The 25269-nt window shown below is 70.3% G+C and carries 22 protein-coding genes and 1 tRNA gene; 11 read left to right on the plus strand and 12 right to left on the minus strand.

The window, feature by feature from the left end; all coding sequences use genetic code 11:
• The first annotated feature begins 8 nt into the window (after positions 1 to 8).
• Together ABD989_RS11265 and ABD989_RS11270 are read left to right on the plus strand one after the other, a co-directional pair.
• Positions 9 to 455 carry an HIT family protein gene (locus tag ABD989_RS11265; protein ID WP_345313552.1) on the plus strand — a complete coding sequence of 149 codons (447 nt, stop codon included), beginning with the start codon at positions 9 to 11 and terminating at the stop codon, positions 453 to 455.
• Positions 452 to 1183 carry an NAD-dependent protein deacylase gene (locus tag ABD989_RS11270; protein ID WP_246995137.1) on the plus strand — a complete coding sequence of 244 codons (732 nt, stop codon included), beginning with the start codon at positions 452 to 454 and terminating at the stop codon, positions 1181 to 1183. The genes ABD989_RS11265 and ABD989_RS11270 overlap by 4 nt, the downstream gene beginning before the upstream one ends.
• A gap of 124 nt (positions 1184 to 1307) precedes the next feature.
• On the opposite strand, the gene ABD989_RS11275 is transcribed toward ABD989_RS11270, so the two are convergent.
• Positions 1308 to 3044 carry a DEAD/DEAH box helicase gene (locus ABD989_RS11275; protein ID WP_345313553.1) on the minus strand — a complete coding sequence of 579 codons (1737 nt, stop codon included), beginning with the start codon at positions 3042 to 3044 and terminating at the stop codon, positions 1308 to 1310.
• Positions 3045 to 3197: 153 nt separating this feature from the next.
• Here ABD989_RS11275 and ABD989_RS11280 point away from each other — a divergent pair, with 153 nt between their 5' ends.
• The 3 genes from ABD989_RS11280 (at position 3198) to ABD989_RS11290 (ending at position 7469) form a co-directional block, all read left to right on the plus strand.
• Entirely contained in the window at positions 3198 to 4985 is a 1788-nt protein-coding gene (locus tag ABD989_RS11280) for an AMP-dependent synthetase/ligase (RefSeq protein ID WP_345313554.1), read from the plus strand.
• A 98-nt stretch (positions 4986 to 5083) separates the two neighbouring features.
• The gene (gene opgC, locus ABD989_RS11285) at positions 5084 to 6217 is read left to right on the plus strand and encodes an OpgC domain-containing protein (protein WP_345313555.1); all 1134 of its coding nucleotides are present in this window, start codon (positions 5084 to 5086) and stop codon (positions 6215 to 6217) included.
• 22 nt (positions 6218 to 6239) lie between these two features.
• Positions 6240 to 7469 carry a trans-sulfuration enzyme family protein gene (locus tag ABD989_RS11290; protein ID WP_345313556.1) on the plus strand — a complete coding sequence of 410 codons (1230 nt, stop codon included), beginning with the start codon at positions 6240 to 6242 and terminating at the stop codon, positions 7467 to 7469.
• A 28-nt stretch (positions 7470 to 7497) separates the two neighbouring features.
• On the opposite strand, the gene ABD989_RS11295 is transcribed toward ABD989_RS11290, so the two are convergent.
• Positions 7498 to 9048, minus strand: a complete 1551-nt coding sequence (locus ABD989_RS11295) for a DUF7782 domain-containing protein (RefSeq protein ID WP_425556525.1) — start codon at positions 9046 to 9048, stop codon at positions 7498 to 7500.
• 202 nt (positions 9049 to 9250) lie between these two features.
• On the opposite strand from ABD989_RS11295, the gene ABD989_RS11300 reads away from it, so the two are divergent.
• Positions 9251 to 10525, plus strand: a complete 1275-nt coding sequence (locus tag ABD989_RS11300; protein WP_345313558.1) for a hypothetical protein — start codon at positions 9251 to 9253, stop codon at positions 10523 to 10525.
• A 57-nt stretch (positions 10526 to 10582) separates the two neighbouring features.
• Here the strand turns inward: ABD989_RS11300 and ABD989_RS11305 are convergent, their stop codons facing one another.
• The 4 genes from ABD989_RS11305 to ABD989_RS11320 all read right to left on the minus strand — a co-directional run bounded on the left by ABD989_RS11305 (position 10583) and on the right by ABD989_RS11320 (position 15031).
• On the minus strand, positions 10583 to 11581 hold the full coding sequence (locus tag ABD989_RS11305; protein WP_345313559.1) for a carbon-nitrogen hydrolase family protein: 999 nt from the start codon (positions 11579 to 11581) through the stop codon (positions 10583 to 10585).
• 131 nt (positions 11582 to 11712) lie between these two features.
• Positions 11713 to 11797 (minus strand) — tRNA-Leu (locus ABD989_RS11310).
• Positions 11798 to 11822: 25 nt separating this feature from the next.
• Complete coding sequence (locus ABD989_RS11315) at positions 11823 to 13316, minus strand: ATP-binding cassette domain-containing protein (protein WP_345313560.1); 1494 nt, start codon at positions 13314 to 13316, stop codon at positions 11823 to 11825.
• Positions 13313 to 15031, minus strand: a complete 1719-nt coding sequence (locus ABD989_RS11320; protein WP_345313561.1) for an ABC transporter ATP-binding protein — start codon at positions 15029 to 15031, stop codon at positions 13313 to 13315. Before ABD989_RS11320 ends, ABD989_RS11315 begins: the two co-directional genes overlap by 4 nt.
• Positions 15032 to 15146: 115 nt before the next feature.
• Here ABD989_RS11320 and ABD989_RS11325 point away from each other — a divergent pair, with 115 nt between their 5' ends.
• From ABD989_RS11325 to mmsB, 5 genes are all read left to right on the plus strand, one after another.
• Positions 15147 to 15575, plus strand: a complete 429-nt coding sequence (locus ABD989_RS11325) for a transcriptional regulator (RefSeq protein ID WP_345313562.1) — start codon at positions 15147 to 15149, stop codon at positions 15573 to 15575.
• Entirely contained in the window at positions 15572 to 15952 is a 381-nt protein-coding gene (locus ABD989_RS11330; protein ID WP_345313563.1) for a DUF3817 domain-containing protein, read from the plus strand. Before ABD989_RS11325 ends, ABD989_RS11330 begins: the two co-directional genes overlap by 4 nt.
• Positions 15953 to 16087: 135 nt before the next feature.
• The gene (locus ABD989_RS11335; protein WP_246995114.1) at positions 16088 to 17638 is read left to right on the plus strand and encodes a CoA-acylating methylmalonate-semialdehyde dehydrogenase; all 1551 of its coding nucleotides are present in this window, start codon (positions 16088 to 16090) and stop codon (positions 17636 to 17638) included.
• Between the two features lie 6 nt (positions 17639 to 17644).
• Entirely contained in the window at positions 17645 to 18817 is a 1173-nt protein-coding gene (locus ABD989_RS11340) for an acyl-CoA dehydrogenase family protein (protein ID WP_345313564.1), read from the plus strand.
• 11 nt (positions 18818 to 18828) lie between these two features.
• Positions 18829 to 19695 (plus strand): 3-hydroxyisobutyrate dehydrogenase, encoded by an 867-nt coding sequence (mmsB, locus tag ABD989_RS11345; protein ID WP_345313565.1) that lies wholly within the window; start codon positions 18829 to 18831, stop codon positions 19693 to 19695.
• 72 nt (positions 19696 to 19767) lie between these two features.
• Here mmsB and ABD989_RS11350 read toward each other — a convergent pair whose 3' ends face one another.
• From ABD989_RS11350 to ABD989_RS11375, 6 genes are all read right to left on the minus strand, one after another.
• Positions 19768 to 20295, minus strand: coding sequence for a MarR family transcriptional regulator (locus tag ABD989_RS11350; RefSeq protein WP_425556527.1), 528 nt, complete (start codon positions 20293 to 20295; stop codon positions 19768 to 19770).
• The gene (rdgB, locus tag ABD989_RS11355; protein WP_345313566.1) at positions 20264 to 20923 is read right to left on the minus strand and encodes an RdgB/HAM1 family non-canonical purine NTP pyrophosphatase; all 660 of its coding nucleotides are present in this window, start codon (positions 20921 to 20923) and stop codon (positions 20264 to 20266) included. Before rdgB ends, ABD989_RS11350 begins: the two co-directional genes overlap by 32 nt.
• A gap of 7 nt (positions 20924 to 20930) precedes the next feature.
• The gene (rph, locus tag ABD989_RS11360; RefSeq protein ID WP_246995104.1) at positions 20931 to 21686 is read right to left on the minus strand and encodes a ribonuclease PH; all 756 of its coding nucleotides are present in this window, start codon (positions 21684 to 21686) and stop codon (positions 20931 to 20933) included.
• A gap of 58 nt (positions 21687 to 21744) precedes the next feature.
• The gene (locus ABD989_RS11365; protein WP_345313567.1) at positions 21745 to 22524 is read right to left on the minus strand and encodes a cyclic nucleotide-degrading phosphodiesterase; all 780 of its coding nucleotides are present in this window, start codon (positions 22522 to 22524) and stop codon (positions 21745 to 21747) included.
• Positions 22525 to 22615: 91 nt separating this feature from the next.
• Positions 22616 to 23932: a UDP-N-acetylmuramoyl-L-alanine--D-glutamate ligase gene (gene murD, locus ABD989_RS11370; RefSeq protein WP_345313568.1), complete on the minus strand. Its 1317-nt coding sequence runs from the start codon at positions 23930 to 23932 to the stop codon at positions 22616 to 22618.
• Positions 23913 to 25265 carry a MurL-like N-terminal domain-containing gene (locus ABD989_RS11375; RefSeq protein ID WP_345313569.1) on the minus strand — a complete coding sequence of 451 codons (1353 nt, stop codon included), beginning with the start codon at positions 25263 to 25265 and terminating at the stop codon, positions 23913 to 23915. Before ABD989_RS11375 ends, murD begins: the two co-directional genes overlap by 20 nt.
• Between the last annotated feature and the right edge of the window lie 4 nt (positions 25266 to 25269).

Genomic DNA, 25269 nt, shown 5'->3' on the forward strand with positions numbered 1-25269 from the left:
AAAGCACTATGACCCACTGCATCTTCTGTCAGATCGTGGCCGGTACCGCGCCCGCGTACCTCGTCTACGAGGATGAGCACGTCCTCGGCTTCCTCGACATCGCCCCCGTGCGTCCCGGGCACACCCTGCTGGTTCCGCGCGCACACGCCGACGGCCTGGTCGATCTTCCGCCGGAGACCGGCGGGCGGCTCTTTCAGGCCGGCCAACGCGTCGGCATCGCCATGCGCTCCTCGGCGCTGGCCGCCGACGGCGTGAACCTGGCGTTGAACGACGGGGCGGCGGCCTTCCAGACCGTCTTCCACTCCCACCTGCACGTGGTCCCGCGCCATCGCGGAGACAAGGCTCGCTTCGTGACCGGATTCCTCACTCGCCGAGCCGGTGACCTCGCCGCGACGGCGGCCGTTCTGCGTGCGGCGCTGGACGACGCCGGTCCCGCCGAACCGAGCGCGCGATGAGCCCCCTGGACATCGGGCGACGCCTGATCGCGCAGGCCCAGCACATCGTCGTCTTCACCGGTGCCGGTATGTCGGCGGAGAGCGGTGTGCCGACCTTCCGCGACGCCGGCACCGGCTTGTGGGCGCAGTTCGACGTCAGCCAGTTGGCGACGCCGCAGGCCTGGGCGCACGACAGCGAGTTGGTGTGGCGCTGGTACGCCGAACGCGCCGCGGGCGTGCGCGCCACCGAACCCAACTCGGGACACCACGCGATCGCCGCGCTCGCCCGGGACCGCCGCGCCGCCGGCGGATCGGTGCGGGTGGTGACGCAGAACGTCGACGATCTGCACGAACGCGCAGGCCTGGACGAAGTGTGCCACCTGCACGGCAGCCTCTTCGCACCCCGCTGCGATCAATGCAGCCGCCCCGCCGCCCTCGACGCGGCCCTGCGCGCCGAGCTCAGCGCGTGTCCGGCGTGTCCGGGGCGGGTGCGACCGGGGGTCGTCTGGTTCGGCGAGGCCCTGCCCATCCACGCGTGGGACTACGCCGAAGCCGCCTTCGACACCGCCGATCTCGTCGTGGTGGTCGGCACCAGCGGCGTCGTCCATCCGGCGGCCTCGCTCCCGGAGACCGCCGCCCTGCGAGGCGTCCAGGTGATCGAGGTGAATCCGGAGGCCTCCGAGCTCACCCGGGTGAACCTGCGGATCAAGACCACCGCGGCCGAGGGACTCCCCCTCCTGTTCGCCTGACGGTTCAGGCCGCTGGCGTCGTGCACACCGGACGACGCGATTCGGGCCGACGACAGACACGGGCCCGGGCGGTCATCGATTGACGATGTCCGCCCGGGCCCGTGTACGAGGGGTCCGGACCCGCTCAGCCGCGACCGCGGCCGGCGACACGCGGGGGACGCTTGCCCCAGTGGTCCTTCTTGCCGCCCTTGCCGTAGCCGCCCTTGTTACCGCCGCGCTGACGCGGGGCGCCCATGTCCTTGCGGATATCGATCGGGTGCTTGCCGATCCGGGTGTGCTTGAGCATCCCCAGCGTCTCGTTGTCGAGGTCCTCCGGCAGCTCCACCAGACTGAAGTCGTCGCGGATGCTGATGTTGCCGAAGTCGCCGCGGGTGAGGCCGCCCTCGTTGGCGATGGCACCGACGATCGCGCCCGGCGACACCTTGTGCTTGCGGCCCACGGCGATGCGGTAGGTCGCGAAGTTGCCGCCGCCCTTGGGGGCACGCTCCCGACGGTCGCCGCGATCGCGACGGTCGCCGCCGGGCGGGTCCGGCGTCATCAGGAAGCCGCCGTCGCGGGTCTCGAGCGCCAGCGCCGCGGCGATGTCACCGAGGGCCACGTCGTTCTCCCGGGCATAGGCCTCGATCAGACCGCGGAACATGTCCAGGTTCTCGGACTCCAGGTTTCGGGTGATCGACTCGCCGAACTTCACCACGCGCTGGGCGTTGACGTCCTCCACCGACGGCAGGTCGATCTCGGTCAGTTCCTGACGGGTGGCGCGTTCGATGGCGCGCAGCAGGTGACGCTCCCGGGGCGAGACGAACAGCAGTGCGTTGCCCGAGCGGCCGGCGCGGCCGGTGCGGCCGATCCGGTGCACGTACGACTCGGTGTCGTGCGGGATGTCGTAGTTGACCACGTGCGAGATCCGGTCCACGTCGAGGCCGCGTGCGGCGACGTCGGTGGCGACCAAGATGTCGAGGGTGCCGTCCTTGAGCTGGTTGATGGTGCGCTCGCGCTGCGCCTGCACCATGTCGCCGTTGATCGCCTGCGCGGACAGGCCGCGGGCGCGCAGCTTCTCGGCCAGTTCCTCGGTGGCCGACTTGGTGCGGACGAAGACGATCATGCCGTCGAACGTCTCCACCTCGAGGACGCGGGTCAGGGCGTCGAGCTTGCGCTGGTGCGAGACCTGCAGATACCGCTGGCTGATGTTCGACGCGGTGCTCGTCTGCGCCTTGACCTTCACCTCCTGCGGATCGTTGAGGTACTTGCGGGCCAGTCGACCGATGGTCGGCGGCATGGTGGCCGAGAACAGCGCCACCTGCTTCTGGTCGGGGGTGTCGGCCAGGATCCGCTCGATGTCCTCGGCGAAGCCCATGCTGAGCATCTCGTCGGCCTCGTCGAGCACCAGGTACGACAGCTCGGACAGATCGAGCGTGCCCTTGTCCAGGTGATCGATCACGCGCCCGGGGGTGCCGACGATCACCTGCGCGCCGCGGCGCAGGCCGGACAGCTGGATCCCGTAGCTCTGACCGCCGTAGATCGGCAGGACCTTCACCTCGGGCATCTTCGACGAGTAGCGCCCGAACGCCTCGGACACTTGCAGGGCCAGCTCGCGGGTCGGTGCGAGCACCAGTGCCTGCGGCTTCCGCGCGGACGTGTCTAGTCGGGACAGGACCGGAATGGCGAAGGCCGCGGTCTTACCGGTGCCGGTCTGCGCGAGGCCGACGACATCGCGTCCGGCCAGCAGGGGCGGAATGGTGGCCGCCTGGATGGGCGAGGGCGTTTCGTACCCGACCTCGTCGAGGGCCGCCCGTACCCGCTCGTCGATGTCGAAGTCGTCGAACGAGCCGGTCGCTGAACTGGTGTTGTCGGCGCCGCTCATGCGCGCTCATAAGTAGTCATCGTTTGCTGATTCTACCCCCCGAAAGCCCTGTGACATGCACCACTTGACTCGCTGGTAGGGTTCCCTTCACGAGGTTCGCCCGAACCTGGGACCGCAACGCACCATCACATCTCTTCGAGGGGATCGCACGCCATGCAGGAGTACACCACTCCCTCCACGCTGACCGTCGGCGACGACGTCACCACCGTCACGCGGATTCAGCAGCTCCGCCGCACCAATCCGACCATGCCGGTGTTCCGTCGCCTCGGCGACTCCGGCCACTGGCTCACGGTGACCGCCCAGCAGTTCGCCGAGGAAGTCGACGCGGTGGCCAAAGGCCTGATCGCCTCGGGCATCGCCCCCGGCGACCGGGTCGCGCTGCTGAGCTCGACCCGCTACGAGTGGAGCCTCATCGACTACGCCATCTGGCGTGCCGGCGCCACCACCGTGGCGATCTACGAGACCTCCGCCCCGGACCAGGTGGAATGGATCCTCACCGACTCGGGCACCAAGCTGCTCATCGTCGAGGACGCCGATCAGCAGACCCGCCACGGCGCCGTGATCGCGGCCGCGGACGCGCTGAACGAGACCCTCGTGATCGACGGCGGCGCCATCGCCGAGCTGTACAAGCGCGGCGCCGACATCTCCGACTCGATCCTCGACGCCTGCGAGGAAGCCGCCAAGTCCAGCGACGCGGCCACCCTGATCTACACCTCGGGCACCACCGGCCGCCCGAAGGGCGTGGTCCTCACGCACGCCAACTTCATCGCCGAGGCCGCAGCGGTGCGCGACTCGGTGGGCCCGGGCCTCAACGAAGGCAAGTCCACCCTGCTCTTCCTGCCCCTCGCGCACGTCTTCGCCCGCGTCATCGCGGTCGGCTGCATGGAGAACGGCGTCGTACTGGGCCACACCAGCGACCTGCCCAACCTCGTGGAGCACCTCGGCGTCTTCAAGCCGCACTACGTGCTGTCGGTGCCGCGCGTCTTCGAGAAGGTCTACAACTCGGCGCGCCAGAAGGCGGTCGACGGCGGCAAGGGCAACATCTTCGACAAGGCCACCGACACGGCCATCGCGTACAGCCGCGCGCTCGACGCCGGCGGCCCCGGCCTGGTGCTGCGCCTGAAGCACACGCTCTTCGACAAGCTGGTCTACGGCAAGCTGCGCGCCGCACTCGGCGGACAGTGCGAAGCGGCCGTCTCCGGCGGCGCCCCGATGGGCGAGCGCCTCGGCCACTACTTCCGCGGCGTCGGGATCCCGGTCTTCGAGGGCTACGGCCTCACCGAGACCACCGCGGCGGTCACCGCCAACAACGTCGAGCACAGCCGCATCGGCTCGGTGGGTCGCCCGGTGCCGGGCGTGTCCATCGGCATCGCCGAGGACGGCGAGGTGCTGCTGCGCGGACCGGTCGTCTTCACCGGCTACTGGCAGAACGAGGCGGCCACCGCCGACGCCATCCGCGACGGGTGGTTCCACACCGGCGACGTCGGCCGACTGGAGGACGGCTACCTCTTCATCACCGGCCGCAAGAAGGAACTGATCGTCACCGCCGGCGGCAAGAACGTCTCCCCCGCGCAGCTGGAAGACACCATCCGGGCGCACCCGATGGTGAGCCAGTGCCTGGTGGTGGGCGACCAGAAGCCGTTCATCGGCGCGCTGATCACCATCGACCCGGAGGCCGCGCCCGGCTGGCTCGAGCGCCACGGCCTGCCCGCCGACACCTCGATGGAGGAACTGGCCAAGAACCCGAACCTGCGCGCCGAGTTCGAGACCGCGGTGGCCGAGGCCAACGCCAAGGTCTCCGCCGCCGAGCAGATCAAGAAGTTCGACGTCCTCGCCACCGACTTCACCATCGACTCCGGTGAGCTGACTCCGACGATGAAGCTCAAGCGCAATGTCATCCACGACAGCTACAAGGTCGCGATCGCGAACCTGTACTCGTAGCCGTCGGGCCACATAAGTAACAACTGCAACACGAGTCACACCAGTAACGGCGCGTCGTCCCGGTCACCGGGGCGGGGCGCCGTTACCGTCGGGCCACCATGAGTCGAGATCTGGCCATCGATGCCACCCGCGGCCTGGCGATCTGGAGCATGATCAGCCTCCATTTCGCCAACGGCATGCTGATCGCCCTGCCCACCCACGCCTTCCCCCTGGTCGACGGCATGAGCGCGTTCGTACTGCTCTCCGGCCTGGTGCTGGGCCTGGTCTACCGCGGGTGGACGCAGCGCCACGGCCTGCAGTTCGCCTATCAGCGGCTGGCCCAGCGCCTGCTGGTCCTCTACGTCGCGCAGGTCGCCATCTCACTGGCGGCGGTGGCGACGGCCACCCTGCTGTCCGGCCAGGAGTACTTCCTGGTCGCGCGCCTCCCCGGCGACGAGCCCTTCCTCCAGCAACTCTGGTGGGCGCTGACGCTGCGCTTCCTGCCCGGCGGCGGCAACATCCTGGTGGTCTACCTGGTGCTGATGACGTTCGCCTTCGCCGTGGTGCCGTTGCTGATGCGCGGCCGGTGGACCTGGGTGCTCGCGGCGTCCGGCGCGCTGTACGTGGTCAGCCAGGTCGCACCGGCCTGGTGGATGTATCTCAACGCGGCCCCGGACGGCGGGCCGATCCAGAACTGGGCCGCATGGCAGGTGTTGTTCATCCCGGCGATGGTGGTCGGCTGGCAGTGGGAGCAGTGGCAGGTGCGCCGCCGTCTCGACGCTGCGCTCCCCCGCCTGACGGCGGTGACCGTGCTGGTCGGCGTGCTGCTGGCGCACGGCCTGTGGATCGAGCGCTGGCTGTGGCAGGCGCCCGAGCTCCTCGGCAAGGTGGAGCTGGGCCCGCTGCGCGCGCTCGCGTCGTGGCTGGTGGTGGCGTGCGTGTACGCCGTCTTCGGCCGCCTTCTACAGTGGATGCGTCGCGACTGGTTGCGGCCGCTGGTCTCGGTCGGGACGCGCAGCCTGGACGCTTACGTGATCCAGGCCGTCGCCCTCCTGGCCCTCCCGACCCTGTTCGCACCCCGTCCCTGGGGTGCGGGCCTGTCGACGCTGATCGTCCTGGCGGTCTTCGCCACCTGCTGGGGTTGGGCGGAGTTCCGCCGACACCGGGGTGTGGACAAACTGCATCGCCTGCCGGCGATCCTGGCCGACGCCGCCGCGACCCCGCAGCGAGGGGCGACTCTCGTGCGGGCCTGATCCACCCGAGAAGGAGTTCGCCATGTCCCCGCAGCGCCCGCACACGCCCCGTCCGGACCGGTCCGTTCCGGCCACCCTCGCCGACGACACGCTGAGCGTGCACGGCGGGAACCACGTCCACGGCGAGGGCGAGGCCATCCGGGTGCCGATCACCATGGCCAACTCCTATCGGCTGCCCTACGACCCTTCGACCATGGACTGGTCGGATCCCGATCACCTCGTCTACACGCGCAACACCGGTGTCAATCAGGTTGCGCTGCAACAGAAGTTGGCCGCGATGGAACACGGCGAGGATGCGCTCGCTCTGGCGTCCGGGGTGGCGGCGCTGCACGCGGTGTTCTTCACACACCTGCGCACCGGCGATCACGTGGTGGTCTCCGACACCACCTACGAGGCCACCTACAAGCTCTGGACCACACTGCTGCCGCGCAAGTACGGCATCGAGGCGACCTTCGTCGACATCACCGATCTCGACGCGGTCGCCGCCGCGATCCGCCCCACCACCCGACTCATCGCGTGCGAAGTGATCGCCAATCCCACCACCAAGGTCGCCGACATCCCGGCGCTCGCCGCGTTGGCGCACAGCCGCGACGTGCTGCTGATGGTCGACTCCACCTTCACCCCGCCGCCGCTGCTGCGCCCGCTCGAGGCCGGCGCCGACCTGGTGGTGCATTCCCTCACCAAGTACATCAACGGCCACGGTGACGCCATGGGCGGCGCGGTGATCGGCCGCGCCGAACTCATCGAGCCGATCCGGGCCGAGGCCATGGTGGACGTCGGCGGCGTGCTGTCACCGTTCAACGCCTGGCTGATCGTCCGCGGTTCGGTGACGCTGCCGCTGCGTCTGGCCCGCCACCAGGAGTCGGCACTGACGCTGGCCCGGTTCCTGGAGGCCGACGATCGGATCGCCTACGTCGCCTATCCCGGACTCGAGAGCCACCCGCAGCACGCGACGGCGCAGCGATTGTTCGACGGCCGGGGCTTCGGCGGGATCCTGGCCTTCGCGCTCGACGGCGGCCCCGACCTGCAGAACCGGTTCGTCGACGAACTCCGGGTGATCACCTCGGCGGTCTCGGTGGGACACGACGAGTCGCTCATCGTCCACGTGGGCACCTCCGGGCCGCGCGTGGCCGCCTACCCCGAGGGCTTCCGCACGCTGGGCCACCTGCGCTTCTCGGTCGGTTTGGAGGACGTCGACGACCTCCGCGCCGACCTCGCCGCGGCCCTCGACGCCGTCGTGGGCCCGGCCTGAGCGCCCTTCCAACCGGCGGGCGCGACGGCTATCCGGCGACGAACAGGATGCCGCGGGTGATCGCCTCGCGCACCACCGGCAGGGTCACCTCGGCGAGCGCGTCGGCGTCGACCCCGTGGAAGTCCGCGAGCAGTCCGATCAGCGCGCTCAGCGGCACTTCACCGCGGCAGCCGGCCAGCAGGGCGGTCATCACCTCGTCGACGGGCAGCACGGCCCCGGGACCGCCGGGGCGGGTCACCGCCGCCGAGATCTCCTGCCAACCGTCCGATCCGGGCAGCGACTGCGCTTCGAGGAAGACCGGCGAGGTGCTGAGCGAAGCGGCCAGCAGGTCGTCGTCGGACGTGGTGCGCAGGAAGTCCCGCCGCGCCCACCAGGCCTGTACTTCGAAGCCGGTCACTTCCTGGCCGGCCGCGGTGATCTCCTCGATCACCACGTCCGGTTCGCGGTCGGTATCGGGCTTGCGCAGCGTCACCAGCCCCATCCCGATGCCGACGATCTGTTCACGTTCGAACCAGTCGAGCCAGAGCGCGCCGCGTTCGGCGGCAGCCTCCGGGGTCTCGCCCGCGTCGGCGATCCACAGCGAGATGTAGCTGATCGGATCGGCCAGCTCGCGCTGCACCACCCAGGCGTCGAGGCCGCTGGCCCGCACCCACTCCCCGATGCGGGCCTGCCAGTCGTCGACGTCGTGCACCACCCAGTTCGCGAGCAGCTGGGCCACGCCGCCGGGCGCGAGGTGGTCGGCGACCTGCTCGATCAGCCGGCGGCTGATGCCGTCGCCGGCGATGCCGGAGTCGCGATAGATGTAGTCCTGGCCGCCCGCGCCCACCACGAACGGCGGGTTGGCGACGATCAGATCGAAACGCTCGCCGGCCACCGGCTCGAAGAGGCTGCCTTCGCGCAGATCCCAGGACATGCCGTTGAGCTCCGCGGTGACCTGCGCGAGGGCCAGGGCCCGCGGATTGGTGTCGGTGGCGACGAGGGTCTCGGCATGCGAGTCCAGGTGCAGCGCCTGAATGCCGCAGCCGGTGCCGAGGTCCAGGGCGCGCGCGGCCGGGGTGCGCACCACCGCGTGCGCCAACGACATCGACGCGCCCCCGATCCCGAGGACATGGTCGTGCGCCAGGGTGGCCGCGCTCAGGAGCGCGTCCTGATCGCTGACCACCAGGTATTCGTGATCGTCGCTGCCGTGCGGCCGGATGTCGAGGACCGCGCGGAAGCCGCCGTCGGCGGCGGCGAGGACGCCCTGTTCCACCAGGATCGCCGGGGCGATCGGCGCGAAGGCCGCGCGCACGTGCGCCTCGGGTTCCAGGCCGCCCAGCAGGAACAGCCGGATCAGCGTGGCCAACGGGCGACGAGCCTCGTCGGCGCGCTCGGTCGCGCGCAGGGCCGGCCACCACGTGCCGACGGTCAGCGCCGCACCCGCCTGCTCACCGAGCAGATCGGCAATGCCGGCGGCGGTGAAGTCGCGCTCGCGGAGCGCGGTCCCGAGGGCCTGCACGACGGACTGGTCACGGAGCGGAAGCGAGGTCACCGGCCCGAGCCTACCGGCCACCGCAGATTCACCGAATATTCCGCCCATACCGGAGAGTTACCAGGAGCGCCAGGACCGGATCGCCCGGCAGAAGACGCCGTTCTTTCCGACCCCGGTCTCGCCCCTGCTCCCCGCCCCGGATCGTGCGCCGCACTCGGCCCCCTCGTCGCCGTCGTCGCCGACCCAGCCGTCCCGACCGTCCGAGTCGACCGAAACCATCTGTGTCAGTGGCGAATTCGCCACCCTCGGCGTGATCTACGAGTCGATCGTGCAGTCCGCGCTGCCCGGCCTGCCGCCGCAGGTGCGCAGCGCCGTCCTCGCGCAGCACCCGCAGATCAAGTCCGAGATGGAACGGATCACCGTCTCCACGCTCGCCCTGTCCGAGCATCCGCGGACGCTCGGGGCGAGCGCCGACGACCCGTCGACCAAGTACCGTTCGCCGCAGTCGCAGGCGATCGTCTCGGGGCTGCTCAAGATCCGCGACGGCAAGCAGAACGAGGCCATCCCGGTCACCAACATCACCCTGTCGCAGGCGGTGGAGTCGGCGTGGCTGTACTTCTTCCTCGGCGTGCTGGCGCCGGCCCGCATCGGCGTGGAGATGGCGCCCAACGTCTTCGATCTGAGCGGCGCGGTGATCCCGGAGCTCGGCTTCCCGTCGTACAGCATGCTGCTGACCATCGGTTTCGCCGTGTTCCGGCTGGGGCTGACCCAGCTGTACTCGGCCATCAGCGAGTCGATTCTGGACAACTGCATGGCCCGCGTGACGCCCGAGCAGAAGGCCCTCGCCGGTAAACCCAGCGAGGACGTGGTCTACGACATCCCGATCCATCCGATCATCGCCGGCATCGCCGACCAGCTCGCGCTCGCCGATTCGGAGACGTGCACGCCGATCGGCGACCTGACGCTGGCCCGCATCGTCGGCCGCGTCAGCGATGCCGCACAGCAGCAGGCCCCCGATGCGGCGGCAAAGCGGCGGATCCAGGCGCAGACCAAGCAGGTGCTGCGGCAGATGAAGTCGGTGCGCATCCCGCACAACCTGATTCCGGCCGATCCGGCGGACTGGTCCACCGTCGAAACGATGGGCTCCTACATCGGCGGCGCGATCCCCTACGTGGGCGGGGCGCCGCTGGACATCCTGATCGGCCTCGGCCACAACCTCGGTACGGGCGCCGACCTGGGCGCGACGGTGCCGATGACCGAGCTGACGGTCACCAAGTCGCTCACCGCCACGTACTTCACCTACTACCTGTCGGTGCACCTGTTCACCGAAATCGGCTCGGCGCTGGTCGACCCGATCCGGGCGGGCGACGCGCTGCTGATCTCGCCGTTCCGGATCATCGGCAACGCCCTGAACGTGCCGCTGGTCTACGGCCTGGTGACCTACCACGACGTGGTGCGGTCGATGTGCCTGCGCGAAGACGACACCACCGGCACCGGCCTCGGAGCGGAGAAGGACAAGCGGGATCCCGCAGCGCCGTCGACCGCATCGTCCACCGCGCCCCGGCGGCAGACCGTCGGCCGCTGACGCCGACACCAGCGGCCCGAACCTGCGAACAGTTCGCGCCGCTGGTGGGGTGAACCGCTACGCGCGGCCCGCCGCCGCTAGCCCGAACGCGCGCCCGCGGTCGCGGTAGTAGCGCGTGGCGCAGGCGTTCTGCTGGTGCCAGTAGAGCCGCAGCGCCAGCGGGAGCCGCGGGGTCCAGAAGTCGTCGTCGATGGGCAGGCGCGGCTGCTGCGCGCCGAGCTCGACGTCGGCCACCACCACGCCCGGTCCCTCGGCGGTGTTGCGGGCGGTCAGCACGGTGCCGTCGGCCGCGACGATCTGCGTGGCACCTACATAGCGGGTCGTGTACGGCGCGGTCCGGGCCATTCCCGGCACCAGCAGGAAGTCGGTGGCGAACTCGCCGCAGTGCGAGGCCTGCAGCACGGGCGCGCCCACGCGGCGGGCGAACTCGCTCGGCGCGTTCTCCGACAGGTAGCGGTTGTACTGCGCGAGCGGCCCGAAGGTGCGGTCCACCGCGCCGCCCCAGTTCTCCGGCACGCTCCACCAGTGCGTGCCGGTCATCACCACGTCGACGCCGCGCAGACGTCGCGCGGTTTGATTGCGAATCAGTTCCCAGCACACCGCCGCCCCGACCGCGCCGTCGGCGGTGGCGAAACGGCCGTCGTCGTGCCCGGGTCCGTAGAAGGCGTTCTCCCACATCGTCGGCAGATCCTTGTCGTGCCGGTGCACGGTGCCGTCGGGTTCGACGAAGTGGTAGCGGTTGTAGATCTCGTCGCCGTCGGCGATCAGCAGGGAGCCGCCGATCCGCACCCCGTGCTGCGTCGCGGTGCGTACCAGCAGGTCGACGGCCGGGTTCTCCGGCGGCAGCACGCTGCGGTGGGCGTCGGGCAGGAACGGCAGCGGCGACGTCGCGAACTCCGGGATCGCGATCCACTCCGCGCCCCGATCCAGCGCCTCCGCGATCAGCGTCTCCAGGCGCCGCAGGTTCTCCCGGACGTCGCCGACCACGCCCTGGAACTGGACGGCGGCGGCGCGGACGGTACGCACCTGGTCACTGACGGGCTCAACCTTCTCCACGCCCCCATCCTCGCAGAGGCACGCACTTCCGCGAGAGGCCGCCGTTCCCGCGAAAGGTTCTGGTTCCCGCGGGCGCCCCGCCGGGCCGCGGGAACCGAATCGTCTCGCGGGAAGGTGGCCGACGGGGCTTCTGGTGCGCGAGAAGGGACTTGAACCCTCACGTCCGAAGACACTGGAACCTAAATCCAGCGCGTCTGCCAATTCCGCCACTCACGCTTGCCGGTCCAGCGTACGCGGGCGCCTACAGCTGCCAGTTCTCGGCCTGTTCCCACCGCTGCGCGAGGTCGGCCAGCAGACCGCCGCGGGCCCACAGCTCGGCGAACGTCCCGGTCTCGACGACGCGCCCGGCGTCGAGCACCACCACCTGATCGACGGTCGCGAGCACCGCGGGCCGACGCGTCACCAGCACGACGGTCCGCGTGCCCCGCAGCCGTCCCACTTCCGCGACCAGTTCGGGGTCGGCGGCGTCGTCGACCAGCAGCAGGCCAGCGGGTTTGCCCAGCACCCGGTCCCGACCGATCTCCGCGAACGCCACCGCGGTCCGGGCGCGACGCTCGGCGAGCAGCGCGGGCTCGCCGTCGAAGAGCACCGTGCCGCCGCTCTGGCGGCGCAGTCCGGACAGCACCTCCAGCAGCGTCGACTTGCCCGATCCGGAGCCGCCGACCACCGCGGTGATGCTGCCCGCGGGCAGTTCCAGGTCGATCCCGTCGAGCGCAGGCGTGCGGCCCGGATAGGCGAACCGCAGCTGCGACAGCGTCACCGCGCACGGTCGTTCCGGTGCCGTGACCGGTGCGACGACGGCCTCGGCGCGTTCGGCCTCCACCAGGGCCCGCACCTGCGCCAGCATGCTCGTCGCCGACGCCAGCGGCGCACTCAACAACGACAGCGCGCCGGTCGCCTCCACCACGCGGAACAGCACCACGGCCATCGCCGCCGCGGTGACCCCGGACATCGATCCGGACAGGTACAGCCAACTCACCACCGCGCCGAAGACCAGCAGGACCACGATCAACACCGACGACAGCACCAGGTGACTGGGCAGCTGCCACGCCAGCAGGTGCAGGCTGCGGCGACGGGACGCCTTCACCACGGCCGCCGTCGCGCGGGGGCCGGACTGGTCGCCGCGGCGGGCGGGTCGGGTCCACGCGAAGTCGAGCACCGGGTCGTCGACGTCACCGAACGCGGTCTCGGCGGCGGCGAGCGCCCGACTGGTCGCCGCGACCGCACCGGCCATCGCCAGACCGCCGGCCAGCGCCACCAGCGACAGCTGCCACGCGATCGGCAGCAGCATCAGGGCCAGCAGCGGCGTCAGGGCCAACGCGTGCAGGAGCGGCGAGCCCAGCAGCACCACCGCGGTCACCGATTCCGGTACCGCCGTGGCCAACAGTTCCCGCAGACGTGCGGCCCGCGTGCCCGCCAGCTCGTCCACGCCCAGGCGCCGAATCGCCGCCGGCCCCGCGGTCTCGATCGCGTCGATCAGCCCGAAGCCGACGCGCAGCCCGAACCGCGCCGCCGCATTGTCGGCCAGCCACGTCGCCGCCAACTGCCCCACCAGCAGCCCGACCCACGGCCACGCCTGCGTCGGCTCGGCGCCGAACAGCGCGTGCAGGACCGGGATCAGCGTCATCACCGACGAGGCCTGCAGGAGCGTCGACAGCAGGGTCAGCCCGACGAAGGCGATGCGGTCGCGGCGTCCGGCGGGTCCGGTGACGGCGGCGATGTCGGAGTAGATCACGCGAGCTCCCCCATTTCGCTGCGGTACCGACGCGCATACTCCCCGTCGACGGCCATGAGTTCGGCATGACTGCCCTGCTCGACGATCCGTCCGTCGGCGAGAACGACGATCAGGTCGGCCCGGACCACCGGGCGCAGCTGCTCGGCGAGGACCAGCACGGTGCGTCCGGCGACGAGCCGCGAGATGCCCTCGCGGACCTCCCACGTCGAGTCCGGATCCGCGGCCGTCACCGCCTCGTCGAGGATCAACAGGCGCGGATCGGCCAGCAGCACGCGTGCCAGCGCCAGCCGCTGCCGCGCCCCGGCCGACAGCCGGTCCGGCACCACCACCGTGTCGAAACCGTCCGGCAGCCGGTCGATGAGTTCGGTCAGGTGCGCGCCGCGCGCCGCCTCGGCGATCTCCGCGCGCGTCGCTTCGGGCCTACTCACCGCGAGATTGTCGGCGACGGTGCCGGGCACCACCCGCACACTGCGGTGCAGCACGCCGACCTGTCGGCGCAGTTCGGACTCGTCGTAGTCGCGCACATCGGAGCCGTCGAGCAGCACCGCGCCCGCGTCCGGATCCCGCCAGCGCGCGGCCACCGCGGCCAGTGCCTCGCGTCCGCCGTCCACGGAGCCGACGATCGCCGTCACCCCGCCGGGCACGCAGGCCAGGCTCACGTGATCGAGGCCGCCGACCTCCCCTGTCGTCACCACCACGTTCTGCAGGGTCAACACGGCCGGACGGTCCGCGGGCGGTAGCTCCACCGGGCGTGCGGCCCGCGCCAGTTCCTCGGTCGCCAGGAAACGGTCCAGCCGCGCGGCCGCATCGCGGCCCTCCCGCAGACCGTTGGGCGCGTACGACGCCGCCAGGATCCGATCGCCGAACGAGGTGCCGAGGATCAGGAAGGGCACGATCGCCGCCGCGGACATCCACCCGGTCACGATCAGGCCGGTGCCGACCACCACCACCAGCACCATCGCCGTCATCGGGCGATTCAGTTGCAGCAGGATCGCCTTGCTGCCGAGGGTCCCGCTCTGCCAGGTCTTCAGAAAGCGGGACATCTGCGACAGTTCGCCGGGTAAATCCACCACGGCGTCGTCGCCGTAGATCCGGCTCACCGGCTGCGCGCGGATGTACTCCTCGGTGACCTCCGGGAGCCTCCGGTCCCACTCCAGCATCTCGGTCAGCCGCGACTGATCACGGAAGGCCAGCACCATCATCGCCCCCAGATAGCCGCCCACCGGGATCAGCAGCACCAGGGTCAGCGTCCAGTTCACGGTGAAGAGGTAGCCGAGCATCGCCAGCGGCGTCACCACCGTGACCACCACGTCGACCACCGCGTGCGTGACGAGGTAGTGCAGCGCGTTCACATCGTCGTGCACCAGGGTGCGCAGCCGGATACGACGGAGCGACAGAAACCAGGCCAGCGGCAGCCGCACCAGCTTGTCGAGAATCGTGCGGCGCAGCGCCGCGGCGAAGTATTGGTCGTAGAAATGGAGCAGCGTGAGCAAGATCGCACCCGCTGCCACACCGATCACCAGCACCCCGGCCCCGACCGAGGCCAACCGCACCAGACGGTCGCGGTCCGCGCCGTCGATCAGGTCCCGCGCGAGTTCGGCGAACAGCACCAGCGGCAGCACGGTCAGGGCTGCGAGCACCAGCGCAATGAGTCCGGACAGCACGAACGCCGGTCGCGCCCGACGCAGCACCGTGCGCTCCGCATCGCTTGCCATCGCGTGCTCTCCTTCTCCCCGCTGCTCGTTCAGCGCCACCCTACCGACCGCGAACGACGACGGCGGCAGTCGCCGCGGCACAGGTCACACGCATACAACAGGTACCGTCGAGGGTGTGGAGAACACCCCCCAGAAGCCGAGGAAGCGGCATCGCCCGGCGCTGATCGCGCTCGTGGTGGTGGCCGCGCTGGTCTGCGTCGGCATGGGTTGGTGGCAGCTCGATCGCTTCGAGTCCGCCTCCGGCACCGCACAGAACCTCGGTTACGCACTGCAGTGGCCGGTCTTCGCGATCGCCTTCGTGTGGGCCTACCGCCGGTTCGTCATGCTCGAAGCCGACCCCGACTCCGTCGAAACCGAACGGAGCCGCAGCGGCCCCACCGAGATCCCCGCCGGGATCCTGCCGGAGCGGCCGACCGCTGCCGACCCGTCGGTCGCGGCGCTCGACGACGACGACGACGACCAGGCGCGCTCCGACTACAACCGCTACCTCGCCGGATTCGGCGGCGAGCCCGACTCCCGCCCGCTCGAAAAGGATCAAGAGTGACCGACACGCCCGAAACCACCACCGCGCCCGCCACCGCGTCCACCGACCAGCCGCGGGTGACCGCGTCGGCGGCGTCGATCCGGACGTCCCTGCAGCGCTTCCGTGTGCTGGCGTACATCACCGGCGTCTGGCTGCTGGTGCTGGTGGCCGAGATGATCGCCAAGTACGGCTTCAGCGTGGAGGGCCTCGAGTGGATCGGCCCGGTGCACGGCGCCATCTACTTCCTGTACTTCCTGATGACCCTGGACCTGGCGATGAAGGTCCGCTGGTCGGTGTGGAAGACCTTCCTGACCGTCCTCGCCGGTACCATTCCACTGCTGTCGTTCTGGGTCGAGCACATCCGCAACATCGAGGTGCGGGACCGCTTCCTGTCCTGACCTGGCCTTTTCTTCCGTCGACGGCGGGGCGTCCACCTACGGGGGCGCCCCGCTTTCGCGTATCCGGACGCCCCTCGGCAAATTACTTGGACGCCCCTCTTTCATTTACTTGGATGTCCTAGTATATTTCCTCGCATGGCTGATCTTCGTTCCATTCCCCACTTCCTCAACGGCACCCGCGTCGACGCTCCCGACGCCCGACAGGCCGACGTCTACGACCCGAACTCCGGCACCGTCGTGGCCACCGTGCCGCTGGCCTCCACCGCCGACGTCGCCGCCGCCGTCGATTCGGCCGCCAAGGCCCAGCGCGAATGGGCGAGCTGGAACCCGCAGCGCCGCGCCCGCGTCCTGATGCGCTTCGTGGATCTGGTCAACGCCGAGATCGACGAACTGGCCACCACCCTGTCGCTGGAGCACGGCAAGACCCTCGCCGACGCCCGCGGCGACATCCAGCGCGGCCTCGAGGTGATCGAGTTCGCGATCGGCATCCCGCACCTGATCAAGGGCGAGTACACCGAGGGCGCCGGCTCCGGCATCGACGTGCACTCGGTCCGCCAGCCGCTCGGTGTGGTCGCCGGCATCACCCCGTTCAACTTCCCGGCCATGATCCCGCTGTGGAAGGCCGGCCCGGCCCTGGCCTGCGGCAACGCCTTCATCCTCAAGCCCAGCGAGCGCGATCCGTCGGTTCCGGTCCGCCTGGCCGAACTGTTCACCGAGGCCGGTCTGCCCGACGGCGTCTTCCAGGTGGTGCACGGCGACAAGGAGTCGGTCGACGCCCTCATCGAGCACCCCGACGTCAAGGCCCTCGGTTTCGTCGGCAGCTCCGACATCGCCCAGTACATCTACACCGGCGCAGCCGCGCAGGGTAAGCGCTCGCAGTGCTTCGGCGGCGCCAAGAACCACGCCATCGTGCTGCCCGACGCCGACCTCGACATGGTCGCCGACGCGCTGCTCGGCGCGGCCTACGGCAGCGCCGGCGAGCGCTGCATGGCCCTGTCGGTGGCCGTCCCCGTCGGCGCCGAGACCGCAGATCGCCTGCGCGAGAAGATGATCGAGCGCATCGCCGGCCTGCACGTCGGCCACAGCCTCGACCCGCGTTCGGACTACGGCCCGCTGGTCGCGCAGTCCGCACTGGACCGCGTCAACCACTACCTCGACCTCGGCGTGCAGGAAGGCGCCGACCTCGTGATCGACGGCCGCGGCACCGGTGCCGCCGACGCCGACTTCGAGGGCACCGACCTCACCAAGGGCTTCTTCGTCGGACCGAGCCTGTTCGACCACGTCACCCGCGACATGGCCGTCTACACCGACGAGATCTTCGGACCGGTGCTGGTGATCGCCCGCGCCGACGACTACGAAGAGGCGCTGGCCCTGGCCAACGACCACCAGTACGGCAACGGCGTCGCGATCTTCACCAACGACGGCGACGCCGCCCGCGACTTCGCCGCGCGCGTCGAGGTCGGCATGGTCGGCGTCAACGTGCCGATCCCGGTGCCGGTGGCCTACCACACCTTCGGCGGCTGGAAGCGCTCCGGCTTCGGCGACCTCAACCAGCACGGTCCGACGTCGATCCAGTTCTACACCAAGACCAAGACCATCACCTCGCGCTTCCCGTCGTCGGCGGTGCGCACCGGTCAGGTCAGCGCTTCCGAGGGTGCCGAGTTCGTCATCCCGACGATGAAGTAGCCGACGATGCACGGATACACCGACGCCGACCTCTCCGCCGACGATCGGGAGATCGTTGCTGCCGCAGCCGATTTCGCGGACCGGAAGATCGCGCCCCACGCCCTGAAGTGGGATGCGCAGTCCCACTTCCCCGTCGATGAGCTGCGCCAGGCCGGGCAGCTCGGCATGGGCGCGATCTACTGCGATACCGAGCACGGCGGCTCCGGCCTCCGTCGGCTCGACGGCGTCCGGATCTTCGAGCAGCTCGCCTACGCCGATCCGGCGGTGGCGGCCTTCCTCTCGATCCACAACATGTGCGCCTGGATGGTCGACGCCTACGGCACCGATGCGCAACGCGCACAGTGGATTCCACGCCTGGCCACGCTCGACACCATTGCCAGCTACTGCCTCACCGAGCCCGGCGCGGGCTCGGATGCGGCGGCGCTGACCACCCGGGCCCGCCGCGACGGCGACGACTACGTCCTCGACGGGGTGAAGCAGTTCATCTCCGGCGGCGGCCGGTCGGACCTGTACGTGGTGATGGCCCGCACCGGCGAGACCGGACCGAAGGGCATCTCCACCTTCCTGGTGGAGGCCGACAGTCCCGGCCTGAGCTTCGGCCCGTCCGAGGTGAAGATGGGGTGGCACGCCCAGCCCACCGCCCAGGTGATCATGGAGCAGGTGCGGGTCCCGGCGGCGAACCTGCTCGGCGCCGAGGAGGGGCGCGGCTTCGGCATCGCGATGAACGGCCTCAACGGCGGACGTCTGAACATCGCCGCCTGCTCGCTGGGCGGCGCGCAGGCCGCGTTCGACAAAGCAGCGTCGTACGTCGCCGACCGCAAGGCCTTCGGCCATGCGCTCTTGGACGAGCCCACCATCCGGTTCACACTCGCCGAGATGGCGACCGCGCAGGCGGCCGCTCGGCTGCTGCTGGCGCGCGCCGCGCAGTCGCTCGACGACGGCGAGCCGGACAAGGTGGAGCGCTGCGCGATGGCCAAGCTCCACGTGACCGAGAACTGCCACCGGGTGGCCGATCAGGCGCTGCAGTTGCACGGCGGGTACGGCTATCTCCACGAGTACGGCGTGGAGAAAATCGTGCGAGATCTGCGCGTGCACCGCATTCTGGAGGGCACCAACGAAATCATGAAGGTGGTGATCGGGCGCGCCATCGCCGATCGCCACCACACCACACGACGATGACGGAGCAGCACATGACCATTGCATTTCTCGGGCTCGGCAACATGGGCGGCCCGATGGCGGCCAACCTGGTGAAGGCCGGCCACGACGTGATCGGCTTCGACCTCTCGCCGCAGGCCCGCGCCACCGCCGCCGAGCACGGTGTCGTGGTGGTCGAGGCCATCCCCGACGCGGTCTCCACCGCGGACACCATCATCACGATGCTGCCCAACGGCGCCATCGTGCGGAGCTGCTACGAAGAGCTGCTGCCCTTCGTGCCGACGGGTGCCCTGCTGATCGACTCGTCGACCATCTCGGTCGACGATGCGCGCGGCCTGCACACCCTGGCCGCCGAACGCGGTCTGGAGCAGATCGACGCCCCCGTCTCGGGCGGCGTCAAGGGTGCGACGGCGGGCACGCTCGCCTTCATGATCGGCGGCACCGACGAGGCCGTCAGCGCGGCCCGCTCGGTTCTGGACCCGATGGCCGGGAAGATCATCCACTGCGGTGGTTCCGGGGCCGGCCAGGCCGCCAAGCTGTGCAACAACATGCTGCTGGCCGTCCAGCAGATCGCGGTCGCCGAGGCCTTCACGCTGGCCGAGAAGCTCGGTCTGGCCGATCAGGCGCTCTACGACGTGATCACCGGCGCCACCGGCAACTGCTGGGCCATCGAGAGCAACTGCCCGGTGCCCGGCCCGGCACCCGCGTCCCCGGCGAACAACGATTTCGCTCCCGGTTTCGCGGCCGCGCTGATGTACAAGGACCTCGGTCTGGCGATGGACGCCGTGGTCTCCACCGGCGCACGGGCACCGCTCGGCGAGCACGCGGCGCAGATCTACCGCGTCTTCTCCGACCGCTTCCCGAACCTGGACTTCAGCGCCGTGATCAACACCCTGCGCTGATTCCGCGACTCCACGACGCCGGCGACTACGGAAGTAGTCGCCGGCGTCGTGGTTTCGGGAGTCGACCGTGAGTCAGTAGTCGCCGGCGTCGCGGCGCAGCGAGTCGATCGCGCCGATCAACGCGTGCACTTCGGCATCGTCCATGCCGGGCCGCGCGAAGACCTCGTCGTTGAGCACCACGGAGGCGCGCTCCACGAGCTCGCGCCCGGCGTCGGTGATCTCCACCAGGGTCACCCGGCCGTCGCTGGGGTGCGGTTCGCGGCGCACCAGCCCGGCATCTTCGAGGCGCCGGATGCCGTGGGTCACGCTGCTCACGTGCACCTGCAGTCGGTCGCTGGCCTTGGTGATCGGCAACGAACCCGAACGCGAGAAGGCCAGCAGCCGCAGCAGTTCGAAGCGGGAGAAGCTCAGATCGAAGGGGCGCAGCGCCGCTTCCACGCGCGCCAGCAGAATCTGATGCGCACGCATCACCGAGGTCACCGCGGTCATCCCGACGGCGGCGTCGGTCCAGCCCGCGCGTTCCCAGTTGGCCCGCGCGGCGGCGATCGGATCGTCGGCCGTCACCCCCTCACCCGCCCGCGCTGTCGGCTGCGTCGGCATCATCGGGGGAATCGGGCTCATTCGCCAGGGCCCGCAGCACCGGCACCAGCTCGGCCAACGCCTTCCCGCGGTGGGAGAGCGAATCCTTCTCCGCCGCAGTCAGTTCGGCGGACGTGCGCCCGGCGGCGAGGTCGTCGTCGGGGATGAACAGCGGGTCGTACCCGAAGCCCTTGGCGCCGCGGGGCTCGGTGACGAGCCGACCGCGCCACTCCCCGCGCGCCACCGCCGTCTCCCCCGCCGGATGCACCAGCGCGCACACCGAGACGAAGGCCGCGCCGCGGCGCTCCGCGGGCACGTCACGCAGCTGCGCGAGGAGCAGGTCGTTGTTCGCCGCATCGCCGCGGCCACCGCTCCACCGCGCCGACAGCACGCCGGGCATGCCGTTGAGCGCGTCGACGGTGAGACCGGAATCGTCGGCCAGCGTCGGCAGTCCCGTCGCCGCGACCCCGGCGCGGGCCTTGATCAGCGCGTTCTCGTCGAAGCTCGCGCCGTCCTCGACCGGCTCCGGGTAGGCGCCGACGTCGCTCAGCCCGAGCACCGTCAGACCGGTGATGCCGGCCGCCTCCACCACGCGGCGCAACTCGGCCAGCTTCTTGGCGTTGTTGCTGGCCAGCAGGACCCTGGTCATCAGCGGGTCACTCGGCGGACGGGAGCTCGCCGGGGTACGGCAGGGCCAGCGCCTCGCGCTGGGCGACGACGAGCCGATCCACGCCCTCCATGGCGACGTCGAGCAGCTTGTCGAGGGTGCCCCGCGGGAAGGTGGCGCCCTCGCCGGTGCCCTGGATCTCCACGAAGGTGCCGGCGTCGGTGGCCACCACGTTCATGTCGACCTCGGCGCGCGAGTCCTCCTCGTAGGGCAGGTCCAGGCGCACGCGCCCGTCCACCACGCCCACGCTGACGGCGGCGATGATGCAGCTCAGCGGCTGCGGGTCGGTCAGCTTGCCGGCCGCCCCGAGCCAGGTGACGGCGTCGGCCAGCGCCACGTAGGCGCCGGTGATGGCGGCGGTGCGGGTGCCGCCGTCGGCCTGCAGCACGTCGCAGTCGATGGCGATGGTGTTCTCACCGAGGGCGGCGAGATCGATGCACGCGCGCAGCGAGCGGCCGATCAGGCGGCTGATCTCGTGGGTGCGCCCACCGACCTTGCCGCGCACCGACTCTCGGCTCGACCGCTCGTGGGTCGCGCCGGGCAGCATGGCGTATTCGGCGGTGAGCCAGCCCTCCCCGGAACCCTTGCGCCAGCGCGGTACGCCCTCGGTGACCGACGCCGTGCACAGCACGCGGGTGTTGCCGAAGGCGACGAGAACCGATCCCGCCGGATTGCTGGTGAAACCTCGGGTGAAACTGATGGGCCGCAGCTCGTTGTCGGCGCGGCCGTCTGCTCGTGTGCTCACGCCGTCGATCCTATCGTGAGCCCGCGGCACGCACCGGGGGCGCCGGGACCGCGCCTCCTCAGCCGGGGAAGGGCGGGCGCACTTCGATGACCTGCCCCTGGTGGACCACCTGCAGCGGGCCCTGATAGTGGGCGCTGGCCTCGTCGAGGATGGTGTCGACGTCGGTCCACGGCACGATGTGGGTCAGGGCCAGCGACCGCGCCCGCGCGCGGGTGGCCAGCATGCCGGCCTCCACCCCGGACAGGTGCATGTCCGGGGGGCGGATCGTCGGCTCATGCGTCCACGACGCCTCGCACAGGAACAGGTCCGCGTCTCGGGCCAGTTCTACGACGATGTCGGAGTAGCCGGTATCGCCGCTGTAGACGAAGACCTCGCCGTCCGGGCCGGTGATCCGCAGGCCGAACGTGCACGGCGGATGGCTCACCTGGAACGGCTCGATGTGCAGACCGTTCAGCGTCACCGGCGATCGATCCACCCATTCGTGGACGTCGTAGGTGTCGGTGATGTCGTCGATCTCTCCCGGGTACTCCGACGACGCGGCGCCGATCCGCAGGGCGGTGCCGGGCGGGCCGTACAGGGGCGAGCGTTCGGCCGCGGGCGTCGGCGCCCAGCGCCGCCACACCAGCATGGCCGGCAGATCCAGGCAGTGATCGGCGTGCAGGTGCGACAGCAACACCGACACCTTGTTGGGGTCGGCGTGCTCCAGCAGTTCCCCGAACACGCCGTGCCCGCAATCGACCAGCACCGGATCGTGGCCTTCGGCCTGCAACAGATACCCCGAGCAGGCTGCTCCGGGCCCGTTCACACTGCCGGAGCACCCCAGGACCGTCAATCGCATGGGCCCCACTCTGCCACGCCGCCGCATCCGCGCCGCGCGAAACCCCGGGCCTTCCTCAAATGGGGTCGCTCCCCGATCCTGCGGCCGCGCGTCACAGCTGATCGACAGCGGCGATGAACGCGGCGGCCTTCGCCTCGAAATTCACGTAGGCGTCATAGCTCGGGGCGCCCGGGGACAGCAGCACCGCGTCGACGTCGAGGGCGGCCGCGACCTGCACGGCGGCCGTCAGGTCCTCGGCCGCGTGCACGCGGTCGGGCTGCGCGGCCGCGTAGCCCCGTCCGATCTCGGCACCGTTGGACGGGATCTGAATCAGATCGACGGAGCGCACTCCGGTCAGCAGGAAGTCGTCGAGCTCGCGATAGGAGATGCCCCGGTCCAGACCGCCGACGATCACCGCCACCCGCTGCTGCGCGGGCATCGCGGTCAGCGCCACCACGACGCTCTCCGCGGTGGTCGCCAGGGTGTCGTCGATCCAGCGCTTGCCGCCGACCGTGCGCACCACCTCGAGGCGATGCGGCAACGCGGTGAACGAGTCGAGCGCGTCGGCGATCTCCGCCGCGGTCAGCTGCCGCCCCAGCGAGGCTTCGACGGCGAGCACCGCCAACTGGCCGTTGGGCTGATTGTGCGGGTACCGCATGGTCGACCGCGGATCGATGGTCTCGATCGTCGGCCACCGGTCGGCGATCGCCTCCTCGGTGAGGATCACCGGCGGGAAATCCACTGCGGGACCGGACAATGCGCGGAGCTGGGCCAGTGCCTCGTGTTCGCAGATCAGCGTCTGCGCTCCCCGATCGAAGATGCGGGCCTTGGCGCGCACGTACTCCTCGACGCCGCCGTGAAAGTCGAGGTGGTCCTCGCCCAGGTTGGTGACCACCGCGATCCGCGGCGACCGCGCGATCGCCGCGCACTGCTGGCTGGAGATCTCGGCCACCACCGTCAGGTCCGGATCGTCCGGCACGTCCAGCAGCGGCAGCCCGATGTTGCCCGCGGCCACCGCCGACCCGCCCACCCGGTTCAGCACGTGGGCGGCGAAGGAGACCGTGGTGCTCTTGCCCTTGGTCCCGGTCACCCCGATCACCGTCTCGGCCGCGGCCGACAGGAACAGGTCGGTGGCCGACGACACGGGCGTCGTGGACGCGCGCAGCTCCACCGCGACGGAATGGAACCACGGCACCCCGGGGCTGACGAAGACGCGGTCGCAGGCGCGCAGCGCCGCCAGGCTCTCGTCTCCGGAGAGCAACCGGATCGGCGGCCCGAAGTCGGCGGCATCGGCGGGTAGCACGGCGTCGACGACGATCACCTCGTCGGCACCGCTGGCGACGGCCGTCTGCGCTACCGCACGGCCTTCCCGGCCGAATCCCCAGACGCCGACGCGAGCGCCGCCGAGCTCAGTGCGATACGAGCGCATCGAACACCGGCGAGTAGTGGGCGGGGACGTTGCCCGCGCCGACGATCGGCGCCTTGTTCGAGGCGATCTCGTCGAGCCGCGAGCGCAGCCCGGACAGCTCGGACACCACGTCGTCGCCGCGCCAGGCGTCGTCGTCCATCAGCTCGACGAAGGCCTCGGCGACCTCCGCGTAGTCGCCGACGCACTCGAACGGCTTGTGCTTGTCCAGTCCGGCCAGCTCGCGGTAGAGACCGAGGTTCGTCGCGTGATCGAGCGGGTCGACGGCGAAGATCTCGGTGAGCCGCGCCTTGTCGATGCGCGGCGCCAGGATCACGAACACGAACAGGCACTTGGCGCATTCGCCGCACCAGCGCGCACGACGCCGCGTCGGGTCCAGCGCGAAGGAGCGGTTGCAGCTGATGAATACGTCGAAGTACTCGGGGTGATCGGCGAATCGCGCGGCGATCTCCGACTCGGGCAGCGCCCGCAGCAGGGAGAAGTAGCGGTCCGACGACATCCCGTACTCGGCCAGTGTCTTCCGCAGCAGCGTCTCGTAGACGATGCTCTTGGACCACTGGTGGTTGATGTCGAAGCCGTGCCACACCAGGTTCTCGATGTCGGCGGACTGCTCGTTGGAGAAGATCACCGAGCCCAGCCCCATCAGATCTGCGGCGATCAGGCCCACCACACTGTTGATCGCGGTGACCGGGATGTGCCCGTTGTAGGCGCCCGCGGCGTTGAGCTCACCGATCTTGGGGTCCAGGCGACGGCGCATGCGCACCGCCCGCAGACCGCTCACGTCGATGGTGTCGTCGATCGGCTGGTACTGGTTGACGCTGAACAGCACTGGCTCGAAGCCGCCGGCCTTGAGCGCCTCGATGGTGACGATGGAGTCCTTGCCGCCGCCGACCGCGACCAGCGGCGCCGCGCCGATGTCCCACGCGCGGGGCGCGGACTCGATCACCCGATCGGTCACCTGCTCGGCGACGAGAGTCGGCACCAGGGCGTCGGGCAGATCGTTCTCATAGGCGAACTCGCCGAGCCCGCCGCGGATCACCGCGGCCAGGTAGTCCACCTCGAACTGCGCCACCGGGAAGCGGATCTCGACCGTCGACGGTGCCGCCGTTTTGTAGTAGCTCACGCACGCCGACAGCGCGAGCAGACGCATGAGCGACGGATTCGGCGCACCGGTGGCGCCGGTGTCGGTGAAGTCGAAGACCTCGGTGAAGACGATCGGCTCGGCGTTCGGCCCCTCGAGCGCGTAGCGGGTTTCGATCCGACCGTCGGCGGCGTCGTAGCCGGTCAAGGCGAAAACGGTGAAGTCTTCGGGAGCAAAGGCCCTGGGCAACGTCATGTTT

Origin of the sequence: Gordonia alkaliphila (assembly GCF_039542465.1) — a bacterium.
Taxonomy (GTDB): domain Bacteria; phylum Actinomycetota; class Actinomycetes; order Mycobacteriales; family Mycobacteriaceae; genus Gordonia; species Gordonia alkaliphila.

Excerpts from the sequence above, each read along its gene's own strand:
- ABD989_RS11265 (WP_345313552.1), top strand. The coding sequence starts at position 9 with ATGACCCACTGCATCTTCTGTCAGATCGTGGCCGGTACCGCGCCCGCG.
- ABD989_RS11270 (WP_246995137.1), top strand. The coding sequence starts at position 452 with ATGAGCCCCCTGGACATCGGGCGACGCCTGATCGCGCAGGCCCAGCAC.
- ABD989_RS11275 (WP_345313553.1), bottom strand. The coding sequence starts at position 3,044 with ATGAGCGGCGCCGACAACACCAGTTCAGCGACCGGCTCGTTCGACGAC.
- ABD989_RS11280 (WP_345313554.1), top strand. The coding sequence starts at position 3,198 with ATGCAGGAGTACACCACTCCCTCCACGCTGACCGTCGGCGACGACGTC.
- opgC (WP_345313555.1), top strand. The coding sequence starts at position 5,084 with ATGAGTCGAGATCTGGCCATCGATGCCACCCGCGGCCTGGCGATCTGG.
- ABD989_RS11290 (WP_345313556.1), top strand. The coding sequence starts at position 6,240 with ATGTCCCCGCAGCGCCCGCACACGCCCCGTCCGGACCGGTCCGTTCCG.
- ABD989_RS11295 (WP_425556525.1), bottom strand. The coding sequence starts at position 9,048 with ATGGGCGGAATATTCGGTGAATCTGCGGTGGCCGGTAGGCTCGGGCCG.
- ABD989_RS11320 (WP_345313561.1), bottom strand. The coding sequence starts at position 15,031 with ATGGCAAGCGATGCGGAGCGCACGGTGCTGCGTCGGGCGCGACCGGCG.
- ABD989_RS11335 (WP_246995114.1), top strand. The coding sequence starts at position 16,088 with ATGGCTGATCTTCGTTCCATTCCCCACTTCCTCAACGGCACCCGCGTC.
- ABD989_RS11340 (WP_345313564.1), top strand. The coding sequence starts at position 17,645 with ATGCACGGATACACCGACGCCGACCTCTCCGCCGACGATCGGGAGATC.
- mmsB (WP_345313565.1), top strand. The coding sequence starts at position 18,829 with ATGACCATTGCATTTCTCGGGCTCGGCAACATGGGCGGCCCGATGGCG.
- ABD989_RS11350 (WP_425556527.1), bottom strand. The coding sequence starts at position 20,295 with ATGCCGACGCAGCCGACAGCGCGGGCGGGTGAGGGGGTGACGGCCGAC.
- rdgB (WP_345313566.1), bottom strand. The coding sequence starts at position 20,923 with ATGACCAGGGTCCTGCTGGCCAGCAACAACGCCAAGAAGCTGGCCGAG.
- ABD989_RS11365 (WP_345313567.1), bottom strand. The coding sequence starts at position 22,524 with ATGCGATTGACGGTCCTGGGGTGCTCCGGCAGTGTGAACGGGCCCGGA.
- murD (WP_345313568.1), bottom strand. The coding sequence starts at position 23,932 with ATGCGCTCGTATCGCACTGAGCTCGGCGGCGCTCGCGTCGGCGTCTGG.
- ABD989_RS11375 (WP_345313569.1), bottom strand. The coding sequence starts at position 25,265 with ATGACGTTGCCCAGGGCCTTTGCTCCCGAAGACTTCACCGTTTTCGCC.